Source organism: Rhodococcus sp. BH5, assembly GCF_027583855.1.
GTDB classification, from domain to species: Bacteria; Actinomycetota; Actinomycetes; order Mycobacteriales; family Mycobacteriaceae; genus Rhodococcus_F; species Rhodococcus_F qingshengii.
In genome coordinates, this window is sequence record NZ_JAJHVW010000016.1 from 36,917 (window position 1) to 49,700 (window position 12,784).

Below are 12,784 nucleotides of genomic sequence, written 5' to 3' on the forward strand. Positions count from 1 at the left end.
GCGCGTCCCGGTTTCGGTGTCAGCCGACAGGTGTGACGTTCGTCAGTTAAGGGCTAATCGGACATGCCGGGAAGTTCAGTGCTCAAGAAGTGACGCCGACGGCTTTCAGGGCTATCTCGCGGTAAAGAACACTGACTTCGCGCGGAGTCTGCGGTCCGTCGAGTCGATACCAGAGGACGACGGACTGACACATTCCCAGTAGTGCACGGCCCGTTCCGGTGATGTCCGGGACCGTGAACTCACCGCTCTCGACGCCTGCCGTCAGTACGTCGACGAGTAGGTTCTCGAGCTTCTTTCGCTTGGCGGCGTAGCTCTTTCGTTCCGCGTCCTCGAGGTATCGCAGTTCGGAATCGAGGAAGGCTATGTCGGAGCGACTGGTCATGTGCAGAACACACGCCTCGACGAGATTGCCGAACTGTGCCGTCGGCGACGGTCCGGCAGCGTCGACCGCAGCGCTCGCGCGTGCGGTGACGTTCTCGATGCCCGGTTCCATCAGCGCGACGAGGATGCCCTGTTTGTTGCCGTGGTGGTAATACAGCGTCGGCACGGTGACACCGGCACGTTTTGCGATGTCACGAACCGACGCTCCGTGGTAACCGAGTTCGTGGAACACCTCGAGTGCGGCGGTGAGCAGGGGAGTCAGCGTCAGTGGTTCCACGATGCGCCACTGTTCGTCGGGCTGAGCCTCCGACTGCAAATCCGTCATTCCGCCTGTTCGCTCCGTTCGGAAATTTCTGGTGGTGTGACTAAAGAAGGTTCAACCCTAGCGCAAGGCGTGTCCTCCTTACCGATGCTCGGCCACCATTGGATAGCATCACTATCCAGTAAAGGGTCGAGCGAGTTGGACGGAGGAGCGGTGAAGGTTTCCGAACTGGCCGCACAGTCCGGCGTTGCACTGGCCACTATCAAGTACTACCTCCGTGAAGGTCTGCTGATGCCTGGTGAGCCGACCAGCGCAACGGGAGCGAGGTACGGCGAACAGCACGTCCGGCGACTCGCGTTGATCAGGGCCCTGGCCGGGGCGGGACTCGCGATTCCACGGATTCGCGCGGTGCTCGAACTGGTGGACACTGACGAGCGATCCGAATTCGAGACTTTCGGCCGCGCAATCGCGCAACTACCCCCGTACGTCGAACCTGAACCGGATCCAGAGTTCCCCAGAGCTCGCAAGGTTCTGGAGTTTCTCGGTCAGGTCTTCGAGCCGAGGTACGTGGCGGTCGCGCACCTCGAGCGGGCACTGATCGGCCTCGAGGATGCAGGACTGAGTCTCTCGGACGAGCGCCTGCGCGCCTACGGCGACCACATCCGAGGGATTGCCGAAGTGGAAATCGAGCTGATGCCTACCAGTTCGACCGAGGACGGCATTCGCTATGCGGTCCTCGGAACCGCCATGTACGAACCCGTCCTGACAGCTTTGCGACGCCTGGCGCACCAAGATTTGGCCGCACGACATTTCCCGCAACACCGAGAAAGCACCGAACAGGAAAATCGATGAGCACCAGTCCCTTTCAAGATCTCAATCGCCTCACCTCGCTCGGCGACGGGCGATACACAGCAACGATCGATTCGATCTGGACCATCGGGCCGAAAGTGCACGGCGGCTCCATGATGGCTGTGTGCGCCGCTGCCGCGCGTCGATGTCTGCGAGACGGCGCAGGTGAGAACGACTCGCTTCTGAAGATGCAGCCACTCGCGGTGAGCGCCAACTATCTGTCGGCCCCAGATCCGGGTGAAGTCGAACTGGAGGTGATCGTCCGAAAGCAGGGACGCCAGGTCGCGTTGTTCGACGTCGAGTTGAGCCAGGCGGGCCGCAGCGCTGTTCGCGCGGCGGTCACGCTCGGATTCCCCGATGACGGCGACCCCACCTTCGTCACGGCCTCGTCGATCGACGACATGTCACCGGAACCGCCGGAGAGTGCGGTGGCAGTCATCGGCGATCACCCGATGGCGCAGGTCGTGCATGTCGGTCAGGGTTGCGACATGCGAATCGACACCACCTCGGCGCACTTCCTGACCGGCAGCCAAGGCGAGGCCGAGGTCAGGATGTGGGTCCGTCCTCGACCCGAGGACGAAAACGACCTCGACACCGCTGTGCTGTTCGCGATCATGGCGGGTGACATCAGCGCGCCGGTGACGATGAACCGCGGCCTGTTCGGGTGGGCGCCGACCGTGCAGTTGACGACGTACCTGCGCCGACTGCCGACGCCGGGATGGCTTCGCGTGCGGGCGAGCTCGGATGTTCTGGGCAGCACGTGGTTCGAAGAGGATCATGCTGTTCTCGATTCGACGGGCGCAGTCGTCGTCCAGAGTCGTCAATTGGCGATGATGCCCCGCTAGGGTCGATCGCTGCGGTCGTGGCAGGCTGTTCGCCATGACAAGAATTGCGATTATCGGTGGCGGCAAGATCGGCGAGGCGCTGATCTCCGGGCTGTTGCAGGCCGGCCACGCCATCAAGGATCTGGTCGTCGCCGAGCAATATCAGCCTCGCGCAGACGAATTGATCGCCGAATACTCCATCCGCGTCAGCACGGTCGCCGATGCCGCCGAGGGTGCGGACGTCATCGTCATCGCGGTGAAGCCGAACGACGTCGAGTCAGCGCTCACGGCGTTGACGAAGGTCGATCTGGACGGCGACCTCGAACAATTGATCGTTTCCCTTGCGGCGGGAATCCCCACGGGATTCTTCGAAACGCGTCTGCCCGCAGGGTTCCCGGTCATCCGCGTCATGCCGAACACCCCCATGTTGGTCGGGGAGGGCGTGAGCGTGCTCTCGCCCGGACGGCACGTCAAGGCCGAGCATCTCGAGCTCGTACGCGGCATCCTCGGCAGCGTCGGCAAGGTGGTCACGGTTCCCGAATCGCAGATCGACGCGGTCACGGCTGTCTCCGGTTCCGGCCCGGCCTACTTCTTTCTGGTCGCCGAAGCGATGATCGACGCGGGAGTCGGTCTCGGCCTGACGCGCCCGGTCGCTACCGAATTGGTGGTGCAGACGATGGTCGGTTCCGCAGCGATGCTCGATCGCACCGGCGACAGCGCGACGGATCTTCGCGCCGCAGTGACGTCACCGGGCGGAACGACGGCTGCGGCACTGCGTCAGCTCGAAGCGGGCGGCCTGCGGACGGCGTTCTTCGATGCCTTGGATGCCGCCAAGTCGCGCTCGGCCGCGATGGGTGCAGCTGCGGATTAGTCGTCCGTTTAGCCACACCCGTCGCTTTAACCCCACCAGTACAGCTAAGCTCGACTTAGTACGTACGTGTCTGTTCCGCCGGAGGGGAAGCCGGCGGCGCGAGTCGTGCTGGAGGTATGTGGATTAATGGTGTCTGCAAACAAGCCGTCCATGGGTTCGTCCCACGACGGAAAGCCGGCAGTGGCCGGCACGCAATTCCTCACTGTTGCTGAGGTAGCAACTTTGATGAGGGTGTCGAAAATGACTGTGTACCGGTTGGTACACAGTGGCGAATTGCCTGCTGTACGAGTGGGCCGTTCGTTCCGTGTACATGCGAAGGCAGTACACGATTACCTCGAAACCTCGTACTTCGATGCCGGCTGACCAGCCGGTTCGAAGAGGATGACCTCGGCGTGAGCCGAGTCGCGGGCACAGCGGTTGCTGTGCCGGAGGCTCGGTTTATGCCGAGTGACTCCACACCGGTACGATGAGTCACTGTCGTACCAGCAAGCTGGTGTCGTAAGGCGCTGAGCTAGTTAAAACGAGGGCCAGGCGCCAATTGCTTGGCGCAGGCGTACGTGACCGGCGTGCGCAGGAACGCTAGAGAAGAACGTGAGGGACACCCGCTATGGGTTCAGTGATCAAGAAGCGTCGCAAGCGCATGTCGAAGAAGAAGCACCGCAAGCTGCTTCGTCGTACCCGAGTACAGCGCAGGAAACTCGGTAAATAAGCAGTACCTGTTGATGCCCGCCACCCCTTCCGGGGTGGCGGGCATCAGCATATTCGGGGGGAAGCGATGTGTGCCACGTCTCATTGGCTGGGCGGTTTGTCTTGAATGGCCGAAATTTGGGTAGTCAGCGCGGGACCCCCTCTGCCCGTAAAGTGGGGGAAAATCGCGGGAGGGACGCTTCGGCAGAGCGCGTTTCTACTGGATATGGGGGTACTTGGTGGTTGAAGGTGACAACACTTCAGGGGGCACGACGCCTCGCGTCGTACTGGTGACCGGGGCGAGCAGATTTCTCGGCGGCTACCTGGTGACCAGGCTTGCGCAGAATCCGTCGATCGAGCGTGTCATCGCCGTCGACGCCGTCAGTCCGAGCAAGGACATGATGCGCAGAATGGGCCGCGCGGAATTCGTGCGAGCAGACATCCGCAATCCGCTGATCGGCAAAGTGATCCGAAACGCCGAGGTCGACACCGTCGTGCACGCGTCGACGCTTCAGAAAGCCCCCAAAGCCGGCAGCCGCGCCGCGATGAAGGACATGAACGTCATCGGCGCCATGCAACTGTTCGCGGTCTGCCAGAAAGCGCCGACGGTTCGCAAGGTGATCCTGCGCTCGGCTTCGGTCGTCTACGGGTGCAGTGCCAAGGATCCCGCTCAGTTCACCGAAGAAATGAGTGCGCGCCGCCGGCCGCCGGGCGGATATGCCCGCGACAGCCTCGAGATCGAGGGATACCTCCGCGGAATGGGGCGTCGGCGCCCGGACATCTCGGTCGGGATTCTGCGGTTGGCGCCGTTGATCGGACCTCAGCTGACTGCAACCGTCGGGCACTACGTCACCGCCCCACTCGTGCCCACCATCGTCGGGCGCAACGCGCGCCTGCAATTGCTCCACGTCGAGGATGCCCTCGCGGCGCTGGAGAAGGCGACCATCGGACACGCTTCGGGTACGTACAACATCGCCGGCGACGGAGTGGTCATGATGTCGCAGGCGATCCGCCGGGCAGGCAGGGTGGAAGTTCCCATGCCGCTCGCTCTGTTCCGCAGCGTCGGGAGCGCGTTGGTGGGGTCGTCCATGAGGCTGTACACCGACGAGCAACTCGAGTACTTCCGGTTCGGCTGCGGACTCGACACCACTCGCATGCGCAGCGAGCTGGGGTTCGAGCCGCGATGGACCACCATGCAAGCACTCGACGATTTCATGCGTGCGATGCAGACGCGCCGGATCATCAAGTCCGAGTGGATCGATCGGGCGGAGAATGCGTTGACCACCATCCTCGGCGGTGACACCGCCGCGGCGGCAACAAGTGCAGACGTGATGCACATGCCGCTGTCGGGACGAAGTGCGGTGAAGGGGTGACTGACGTGGCGAAGGTAATTCCCCTGCGGCCCAGCGCAACTCACACCGGAAAGTCGGCAACTTCCCGTTCGCGTGAGTCCGTCACCGGTGCGGAGCGTGACATCCGTGAACAAAGTGAACGTCGGCATCCGTCCGGAGTGTCCTCGGCGGCCGACCACGGCGGTGAGAGCACGTTCGTCGATTCGGCCAGGTCGGCGATCGTCGACCAGATCGCCTCGGCAGCAGAATTCTTCCGACGTCGGGTGTCGGGCGACTACGAGGTCGACGAGTTCGGATTCGACCCGCATTTCGCGGACAACGTCGTCATGCCGATGTTGCGCCCGTTGTTCGAGAAGTGGTTTCGCGTCGAGGTCAGTGGGATCGAGAACATTCCCCTCACCGGGGGAGCGCTTGTGGTCGCCAACCACGCCGGTGTGATCCCGATCGACGGACTGATGACGTCGGTTGCCGTGCACGATCACCATCCAGCGCATCGTCCACTGCGAATGTTGGCTGCGGACATGGCATTCGAGATGCCAGTGGTGGGTGGACTGGCGCGCAAAGCCGGTCATACGTTGGCCTGCAACCCCGACGCCGAGCGTCTGCTCAACGACGGTGAAGTCGCGGCCGTGTTCCCGGAAGGATTCAAGGGCATCGGGAAACCGTTCAGTGAGCGGTACAAGTTGCAGCGGTTCGGGCGCGGTGGCTTCGTGTCGGCCGCAATGCGAACCGGTGTTCCGATCATTCCGTGCTCGATCGTGGGTTCGGAGGAGATCTATCCCAAAATCGGTGATCTCACCACACTCGCACGCGTTCTCGGTCTTCCGTATTTCCCGGTGACACCGCTGTTTCCACACTTCGGGCCGCTCGGCCTGGTTCCGTTGCCGTCGAAGTGGTACATCGAGTTCGGAAAGCCCATCGTCACCGACACCTTCGAGAGCGGTGCCGCCGACGATCCGATGGTCCTGTTCGAGGTCACGGACCACGTCCGGGAAACCATTCAGCAGACGCTGTATCGACTGTTGGCCAAGCGTCGCAACGTCTTTCTCGGCTGAGTTCGGTCCGGATCGCTGCTCGATCCGGACCGAACCCGCTCAGACGTTCTGTTCTTTGCGCCTGGCGAGAATTGCCGCGAGCGCCCCGCCGACCGCTCCGAGCACCAGCGCCGTCGGTACGCCGATCTTGGCGGCCTTTCGTCCGGTGCGGAAATCGCGAACTTCCCACCCGCGGTTCTTCGCGAGTTCACGAAGATCTGCGTCGGGATTGATCGCCACCGGTGTCCCCACCAACGAGAGCATCGGAACGTCGTTGTGGCTGTCGGAGTAGGCGGAACAGCGCTTGAGATTGAGTCCTTCACGCACCGCCAACGTCCGTACGGCGTGCGCCTTGCCCATGCCGTGCAGGATGTCGCCGACGAGTCGGCCGGTGAAGACGCCGTCCTCACTCTCGGCGACAGTGCCCAAGGCGCCGGTCAATCCCAGTTTCTCGGCGATGACCTGAGCCAGTTCGACCGGAGTTGCCGTCACCAACCACACCTGTTGTCCGGCGTCGAGGTGCATCTGGGCCAACGCCCTCGTGCCTGGCCAGATCTTGTCGGCGATGACCTCGTCGTAGATCTCCTCGCCGAGGCGGGCGAGTTCGGCGGTGGATCGACCGGCCACGAAGGACAGTGCTTTCTCGCGGCCTTCGGCGACGTCGTCGCTACTTTCTCGGCCGGTGACTCGGAACTTGATCTGCTTCCACGCGAAATCCACCAGATCCGAGGTCTTGAGATACTTTCGTGCAGCGAGACCACGGGCGAAGTGGATGATCGACGCACCCTGCACCATGGTGTTGTCGACGTCGAAGAATGCGGCGGCCGTGAGGTCGCGCGGAACGGCCGGGGGCTCTTCGCCGGTTTCCGGTTCTGTGGGGTTGGCAGCTTCGTGCAATGCCAGAGCTGCGTCAGCGCTCGCCTCGCCGGCGAGATTGGCTCGAACTTCCGACTCACTCGGGCCCAGCGGATTCTTCACATGGCGACGTCCGGGGAGAATGACCCCGGCAAGCCCTGATCCGAATCCGGAGCCGTTCGGTAGTGATCGCGCAGGCACCCGCACCTCCCGTGTTGCATTCTCGAGCAGAGAACTCTTCGAGTCAGCCTATCCTCCGCGATGAGGCCCGATGGGTTGGATGGTGACCTTCCCTGTGGTGTGTGACGTTCCTCTCCGCCGATTTGGCACCGAGTGGGGCTCCGGAGGCACACTCGACCGATCAAGTAGATGGCGTCCCCGTAGAAGAAAGGTATGCGTCGATGACTGCAGCTACGCATGAAGTGACCCTGTTGACACGCGCAGGATGCGCGTCCTGCGTCGGCGCGGCGGAGGTCCTGCGACGGGTCTGTTCCGAGTTCGAGCTGGAATTGACGTGCATCGACGTGGACGAAGCTGCCGCGACGGATCCAGAGCTGAGAGCGGAGTACGGAGACAGATTGCCCGTCATTCTTCTCGACGGACGCGAGCACGGTTACTGGGAAGTCGACGAGGAGCGCCTTCGTGACGATTTACGCAAGTAAGGCAACCCTCAAAGTTGTCCGCGGAGCCGCTTTGCAGGTGAACGGCACATCGAACCCGTCTCGAGCAACTTTGTGCATGGGTTCACAAGCGGTTACCGTGGTGTGAACATTCCCCCGGAGCATCGTGGAGGTCGACAGTCGTGTCGACCGGACGAGGAGCCAGCGACGTGACCGAACCGCACCAGACGCATGAGCCTGTGGCTCAGCGCGTCACCGGCGCTGCGGGCTCTTCCGTCACCGACGCTTCCAGCGCCTCGGTTACCGACCCGATCGCTCAGGATCGCGTCATCCCCCAGGCTACGGTGACGCGCTTGGCCGCATACCTGCGGGTCCTCGGAGTGATGTCCGACCGGGGTACCTCCATCGTCTCGAGCGAGGAACTCGCGCAGGCGTCAGGTGTCGGATCAGCGAAGTTGCGTAAGGATCTGTCGTTCCTCGGACCCAACGGTGTCCGTGGCGTCGGGTACGACGTCAACAGGCTCCGCATCCGCATCGAGCGTGCACTCGGACTCGATCGTGGGCACAAGGTCGTTCTCGTCGGAGTCGGAAACCTCGGCAAGGCGCTGGTCGGCTACGGCGGATTCAGCCGCCGCGGTTTCGAGATGGTCGGACTCTTCGACAGTGATGCAGATCGAATCGGAAGCAGAGTCGGGGATCTCGTCGTGCGCAGCACCGAGGAACTGACCGTCGCCTGCCGTGAACTGAATGCGACCATCGGCGTCATCTCCACACCGGACGAGGCAGCTCAGGGCGTGTGCGACCAGTTCGTCAGCGCCGGGCTGCGCTGCATCATGAGTTTTTCGCCGATCGCCCTCGACGTTCCCGATCACGTGGAACTGCGACGTGTAGATCTAGCCGTCGAGATGCAGGTTCTCTCCTTCAACAGTGCGCGCAATGCCGATCAGGCATCCAGCGCGCCGCGAGTACGAGTGGCTCACGCCGCATCCGCTTCGTCAGTCCCATCCACCAGTTCACCCGCTCCGGTCGGAGCAGGTTCGACAAGAAACGGATCAGTGATCGCGCCGTGAGTGTTCTGCTTGTCGGGGTCTCGCATCGAACCGCGCCCGTCCCGGTGCTCGAGCGAGTAGCTGTCACCGACACCGATCGTCCGAAGCTGATCGACAAGCTTCTGGCGTCTTCGCACATCTCCGAAGCGATGATCGTCTCCACCTGTAACCGGGTGGAGGTCTACGCGGTGGTGGACGCGTTCCACGGTGCACTCACCGAGGTCGGTGAAATCCTGGCCGACCATTCGGGTCTCGACCTGACAGCGCTGCACGCTCACGCGTACGTCCGCTACAGCGAAGCAGCCGTCGAGCACCTCTTCGCGGTGGCCAGCGGCCTCGATTCCATGGTGATCGGCGAACAGCAGATCCTCGGCCAGATCCGTTCGGCCTACGCATCTTCGGATGCGCAGCAGGCCGCCGGACGCGTCGTCCACGAACTGGCTCAGCAGGCACTGCGCGTCGGCAAGCGAGTGCATTCCGAAACCGGAATCGACTCCGCCGGAGCATCAGTCGTGTCGGTGGCTCTCGATCGTGCAGCGGGCATCATCGGTGAGGGCGGCCTGGTCGGCCGCACTGCCGTGGTTGTCGGTGCAGGCTCGATGGGCGGTCTGTCGGTTGCGCATCTCACCCGCGCCGGAATCGCACGCATCGTCGTCGTCAACCGGACACAGGAACGCGCCGAGCACCTGGCAGAGACGGCACGCTCCAACGGCGTCGACGCCGACGGTGTTGCCTTCGATCAGCTTTCGGCCGCGATGGCGCAGGCAGATGTCATGGTCACCTGTACCGGCGCGGTCGGGGCAGTGGTCACCCTGGCGGATGTGCACCGCGCACTCGCCGAGCCCGATCGCGACAACACCAAGCACCTCGTCATCTGCGACCTCGGGCTGCCGCGCGACATCGATCCCGCCGTCGCCGGCCTGCCGGGTGTGACCGTTCTCGACATGGAGACGCTGCAGCGTGATCCAGCGGCAGGCGCCGCCGCCTCTGACGCAGATGCCGCACGCACCATCGTCGCCGGCGAGCTTGCGACCTACCTTGCCGGACAGCGCCTCGCGGAGGTCACTCCGACCGTGACGGCTTTGCGTCAGCGCGCCGCCGACGTCGTCGAAGCCGAACTGATGCGACTCGATTCGCGTCTGCCCGGCCTGGACGATCCGCAGCGCGACGAGGTTGCACGCACCGTGCGACGCGTCGTGGACAAGCTGCTCCACGCCCCGACCGTGCGCGTCAAGCAACTGGCGTCGGCCCCCGGCGGCGACTCCTACGCAGCAGCGCTGCGCGAACTCTTCGAACTCAGCCCCGGATCTCCCGCGGCCGTGGCCACACCCACCGATCTGGTGGACGGCGACCGCACTGGAAGGGACCTGCAGGCATGAGCGTCACCACCCCTCGATCGGGGAGCCCGCTGCGGATCGGCACTCGCGGAAGTCTTCTCGCGACCACGCAAGCCGGTACCGTGCGCGATGCCCTCATTGCGGCCGGACATCCCGCCGAGTTGGTCATCATCAAGACCAAGGGCGACCAGTCCACCGATCCCGTCCAGAAGATCGGCGTCGGAGTGTTCACGGCAGAGCTTCGAGAAGCCTTGCTGGACAACCGCGTCGACGTTGCGGTGCATTCCTACAAGGACTTACCGACCGCGCAGGACCCGCGTTTCGTCATCGCGGCGATTCCGCCACGCGAAGATCCGCGTGACGCGCTGGTCGCCCGTGACGGTCTGGTCCTCGGGGAGCTTCCGGCCGGTTCCAAGGTGGGAACCTCGGCGCCGCGCCGTGTTTCGCAGCTGAAGGCACTCGGTCTCGGCCTCGACATCGTGCCGTTGCGGGGCAACCTGCAGCGCCGTCTCGGCAAGGTCGAATCCGGTGAACTCGACGCCGTGATCCTCGCTCGCGCCGGCCTGTCTCGTATCGGTCTGCTCGATCTCATCACCGAGAACATCGAGCCCGTGCAGATGCTCCCCGCTCCGGCGCAGGGTGCTCTGGCCGTCGAATGCCTTTCTGCCAATGTGGAATTGGCGGCGATCCTAGCCGAGCACGACGACGCGGGTACCCGGGCGGCAGTTACTGCCGAGCGCGCCCTGCTCGCCGAGTTGGAAGCCGGCTGCACCGCTCCGGTGGGAGCGATCGCGGAGATCGTCGAATCCCTCGACGACGACGGCAGAATCTTCGACGAACTGTCGGTACGCGGCTGCGCAGCCGCCATCGACGGTTCGGACGTCATCCGTACCGGCGCAGTGGGTGCGCCGGACAAGGCCGAGGAACTCGGCCGAGCGGTAGCGCGCGAGTTACTCGAACTCGGCGCCCGAGAGTTGATGAACGTGACTACAGGCGAGGCAGCCGATGTTTGACGCCCCACTTTGCACTTGCACCAAGTTCCCATTTCGATACAGCGCACTGGAGAATCACCGATGACCCGAGTCCGAAAGAACACTCCCGGACGGATCCTGTTCGTGGGATCGGGACCGGGCGACCCCGCCCTGCTCACCGTTCGCGCACGTGACGTCCTCACCGGCGCCGCAATGGCATTCACCGATCCGGATGTCGACAAGGGCGTCGTCGCACTCGTCGGCATCGACATGGGCCGCGACGAGGAGACCGGCGAGCTGATCGCGGACGTGCGTCCGGCACTCGGCGAGCCTGCCGAGGTTGCAAAGACATTGGTGCACGAGGCCAAGAACGGCCACGACGTCGTGCGTCTGGTCTCCGGCGACCCGCTGACCACGGATTCCGTGATCGCAGAGGTCACCGCAGTCGCCCGTACGCAGGTTCAGTTCGAGGTTCTCCCGGGTCTGCCTTCCGGTTCGGCTGTGCCGAGCTACGCCGGCATGGCGCTCGGCTCGGGTCACACCGAGGCCGACGTTCGCGGTGAAGTCGACTGGGCTGCTCTGGCCGCTGCACCGGGACCGCTTGTCCTGCACGCGACGTCCGGACATCTCGCCGAGACCGCCAGCGCGCTGGTCGAGAACGGCTTGGCCCCGCAGACGCCTGCTGCGATCACCGTCCGCGGTACCACTCGTCAGCAGCGAACCGTCGAGGCAACTCTCGCGACGCTCAACGAAGCCGGATCCGAACTGGTGGGCTCGCTCATCGTCACCGTCGGCAAGGTTGTCGCGCAGCGCAACAAGATGTCGTGGTGGGAATCGCGCGCTCTGTACGGCTGGACCGTCCTCGTGCCGCGCACCAAGGATCAGGCCGGCGAGATGAGCGACCGTCTGGTCACTCACGGAGCGATCCCGATCGAGGTTCCGACCATCGCCGTCGAGCCGCCTCGCAGCCCGGCTCAGATGGAGCGTTCGGTCAAGGGACTCGTCGACGGTCGCTACCAGTGGGTCGTCTTCACTTCCACCAATGCTGTTCGCGCAGTGTGGGAGAAGTTCGAAGAGTTCGGCCTCGACGCTCGCGCCTTCTCCGGTGTGAAGATCGCCTGCATCGGTGAAGCAACCGCAGCCAAGGTGCGCTCGTTCGGCATCAACCCCGAGCTGATCCCGACCGGTGAGCAGTCCAGCGAAGGCCTGTTGGCCGAATTCGCCCCGTACGACGACGTTTTCGATCCGGTCAACCGGGTTCTGTTGCCGCGGGCGGACATTGCGACCGAAACCCTCGCAGAGGGCCTGCGCGAACGCGGTTGGGAGATCGACGACGTCACCGCCTACCGCACCGTCCGGGCAGCGCCGCCGCCGGCCGAGACCCGCGAGATGATCAAGACCGGTGGATTCGACGCCGTCTGCTTCACCTCGTCCTCGACCGTGCGCAACCTCGTCGGCATCGCCGGCAAGCCGCACGCCCGCACGTTGGTCGCGTGCATCGGCCCGAAGACGGCCGAAACCGCTATCGAGTTCGGTCTGCGCGTCGACGTGCAGCCCGAGACCTCGCAGGTGGGACCGCTGGTGGAGGCTCTCGCCGAGCATGCTGCTCGTCTGCGCGCCGAAGGTGCTTTGCCGCCCCCGCGCAAGAAGTCTCGAAGGCGCTAGCGCACCCGTGAGGGGTTGAGGAGTCTG

Annotated in this window: 14 protein-coding genes; 12 read left to right on the forward strand and 2 right to left on the reverse strand. The window is 63.9% G+C overall.

The window, feature by feature from the left end:
• Positions 1 to 82 precede the first annotated feature (82 nt).
• On the reverse strand, positions 83 to 706 hold the full coding sequence (locus RhoBH5_RS28090) for a TetR/AcrR family transcriptional regulator (protein WP_003942051.1): 624 nt from the start codon (positions 704 to 706) through the stop codon (positions 83 to 85).
• A 150-nt stretch (positions 707 to 856) separates the two neighbouring features.
• Here RhoBH5_RS28090 and RhoBH5_RS28095 point away from each other — a divergent pair, with 150 nt between their 5' ends.
• The 7 genes from RhoBH5_RS28095 (at position 857) to RhoBH5_RS28125 (ending at position 6,281) form a co-directional block, all read left to right on the forward strand.
• The gene (locus tag RhoBH5_RS28095) at positions 857 to 1,495 is read left to right on the forward strand and encodes a MerR family transcriptional regulator (protein ID WP_042453006.1); all 639 of its coding nucleotides are present in this window, start codon (positions 857 to 859) and stop codon (positions 1,493 to 1,495) included.
• The gene (locus RhoBH5_RS28100) at positions 1,492 to 2,337 is read left to right on the forward strand and encodes a thioesterase family protein (RefSeq protein ID WP_042923249.1); all 846 of its coding nucleotides are present in this window, start codon (positions 1,492 to 1,494) and stop codon (positions 2,335 to 2,337) included. Before RhoBH5_RS28095 ends, RhoBH5_RS28100 begins: the two co-directional genes overlap by 4 nt.
• A gap of 34 nt (positions 2,338 to 2,371) precedes the next feature.
• On the forward strand, positions 2,372 to 3,187 hold the full coding sequence (gene proC / locus RhoBH5_RS28105) for a pyrroline-5-carboxylate reductase (protein WP_003941923.1): 816 nt from the start codon (positions 2,372 to 2,374) through the stop codon (positions 3,185 to 3,187).
• Between the two features lie 126 nt (positions 3,188 to 3,313).
• Positions 3,314 to 3,550, forward strand: coding sequence for a helix-turn-helix domain-containing protein (locus RhoBH5_RS28110; protein WP_003941845.1), 237 nt, complete (start codon positions 3,314 to 3,316; stop codon positions 3,548 to 3,550).
• Positions 3,551 to 3,794: 244 nt separating this feature from the next.
• Positions 3,795 to 3,896 carry a 30S ribosomal protein bS22 gene (locus RhoBH5_RS28115; RefSeq protein WP_003402602.1) on the forward strand — a complete coding sequence of 34 codons (102 nt, stop codon included), beginning with the start codon at positions 3,795 to 3,797 and terminating at the stop codon, positions 3,894 to 3,896.
• 217 nt (positions 3,897 to 4,113) lie between these two features.
• A complete protein-coding gene (locus RhoBH5_RS28120; protein WP_007735316.1) occupies positions 4,114 to 5,247 on the forward strand; it encodes an NAD-dependent epimerase/dehydratase family protein in 1,134 nt (377 codons plus the stop codon).
• Complete coding sequence (locus RhoBH5_RS28125) at positions 5,244 to 6,281, forward strand: lysophospholipid acyltransferase family protein (RefSeq protein ID WP_042923247.1); 1,038 nt, start codon at positions 5,244 to 5,246, stop codon at positions 6,279 to 6,281. The genes RhoBH5_RS28120 and RhoBH5_RS28125 overlap by 4 nt, the downstream gene beginning before the upstream one ends.
• A 39-nt stretch (positions 6,282 to 6,320) precedes the next feature.
• Here the strand turns inward: RhoBH5_RS28125 and RhoBH5_RS28130 are convergent, their stop codons facing one another.
• Positions 6,321 to 7,316 (reverse strand): HAD family hydrolase, encoded by a 996-nt coding sequence (locus RhoBH5_RS28130; protein ID WP_003941873.1) that lies wholly within the window; start codon positions 7,314 to 7,316, stop codon positions 6,321 to 6,323.
• A 200-nt stretch (positions 7,317 to 7,516) separates the two neighbouring features.
• On the opposite strand from RhoBH5_RS28130, the gene RhoBH5_RS28135 reads away from it, so the two are divergent.
• The 5 genes from RhoBH5_RS28135 to RhoBH5_RS28155 all read left to right on the forward strand — a co-directional run bounded on the left by RhoBH5_RS28135 (position 7,517) and on the right by RhoBH5_RS28155 (position 12,757).
• Complete coding sequence (locus tag RhoBH5_RS28135; RefSeq protein WP_003941953.1) at positions 7,517 to 7,777, forward strand: glutaredoxin family protein; 261 nt, start codon at positions 7,517 to 7,519, stop codon at positions 7,775 to 7,777.
• A 140-nt stretch (positions 7,778 to 7,917) separates the two neighbouring features.
• Positions 7,918 to 8,805: a redox-sensing transcriptional repressor Rex gene (locus RhoBH5_RS28140; RefSeq protein WP_007735314.1), complete on the forward strand. Its 888-nt coding sequence runs from the start codon at positions 7,918 to 7,920 to the stop codon at positions 8,803 to 8,805.
• On the forward strand, positions 8,802 to 10,163 hold the full coding sequence (locus tag RhoBH5_RS28145; RefSeq protein ID WP_003941867.1) for a glutamyl-tRNA reductase: 1,362 nt from the start codon (positions 8,802 to 8,804) through the stop codon (positions 10,161 to 10,163). Before RhoBH5_RS28140 ends, RhoBH5_RS28145 begins: the two co-directional genes overlap by 4 nt.
• Positions 10,160 to 11,134: a hydroxymethylbilane synthase gene (gene hemC, locus RhoBH5_RS28150; RefSeq protein ID WP_007735311.1), complete on the forward strand. Its 975-nt coding sequence runs from the start codon at positions 10,160 to 10,162 to the stop codon at positions 11,132 to 11,134. Before RhoBH5_RS28145 ends, hemC begins: the two co-directional genes overlap by 4 nt.
• Before the next feature lie 60 nt (positions 11,135 to 11,194).
• Complete coding sequence (locus RhoBH5_RS28155) at positions 11,195 to 12,757, forward strand: uroporphyrinogen-III synthase (protein WP_003941969.1); 1,563 nt, start codon at positions 11,195 to 11,197, stop codon at positions 12,755 to 12,757.
• The last annotated feature ends 27 nt before the right edge of the window (positions 12,758 to 12,784 follow it).

Excerpts from the sequence above, each read along its gene's own strand:
- RhoBH5_RS28090 (WP_003942051.1), bottom strand. The coding sequence starts at position 706 with ATGACGGATTTGCAGTCGGAGGCTCAGCCCGACGAACAGTGGCGCATC.
- RhoBH5_RS28100 (WP_042923249.1), top strand. The coding sequence starts at position 1,492 with ATGAGCACCAGTCCCTTTCAAGATCTCAATCGCCTCACCTCGCTCGGC.
- proC (WP_003941923.1), top strand. The coding sequence starts at position 2,372 with ATGACAAGAATTGCGATTATCGGTGGCGGCAAGATCGGCGAGGCGCTG.
- RhoBH5_RS28110 (WP_003941845.1), top strand. The coding sequence starts at position 3,314 with ATGGTGTCTGCAAACAAGCCGTCCATGGGTTCGTCCCACGACGGAAAG.
- RhoBH5_RS28115 (WP_003402602.1), top strand. The coding sequence starts at position 3,795 with ATGGGTTCAGTGATCAAGAAGCGTCGCAAGCGCATGTCGAAGAAGAAG.
- RhoBH5_RS28135 (WP_003941953.1), top strand. The coding sequence starts at position 7,517 with ATGACTGCAGCTACGCATGAAGTGACCCTGTTGACACGCGCAGGATGC.
- hemC (WP_007735311.1), top strand. The coding sequence starts at position 10,160 with ATGAGCGTCACCACCCCTCGATCGGGGAGCCCGCTGCGGATCGGCACT.
- RhoBH5_RS28155 (WP_003941969.1), top strand. The coding sequence starts at position 11,195 with ATGACCCGAGTCCGAAAGAACACTCCCGGACGGATCCTGTTCGTGGGA.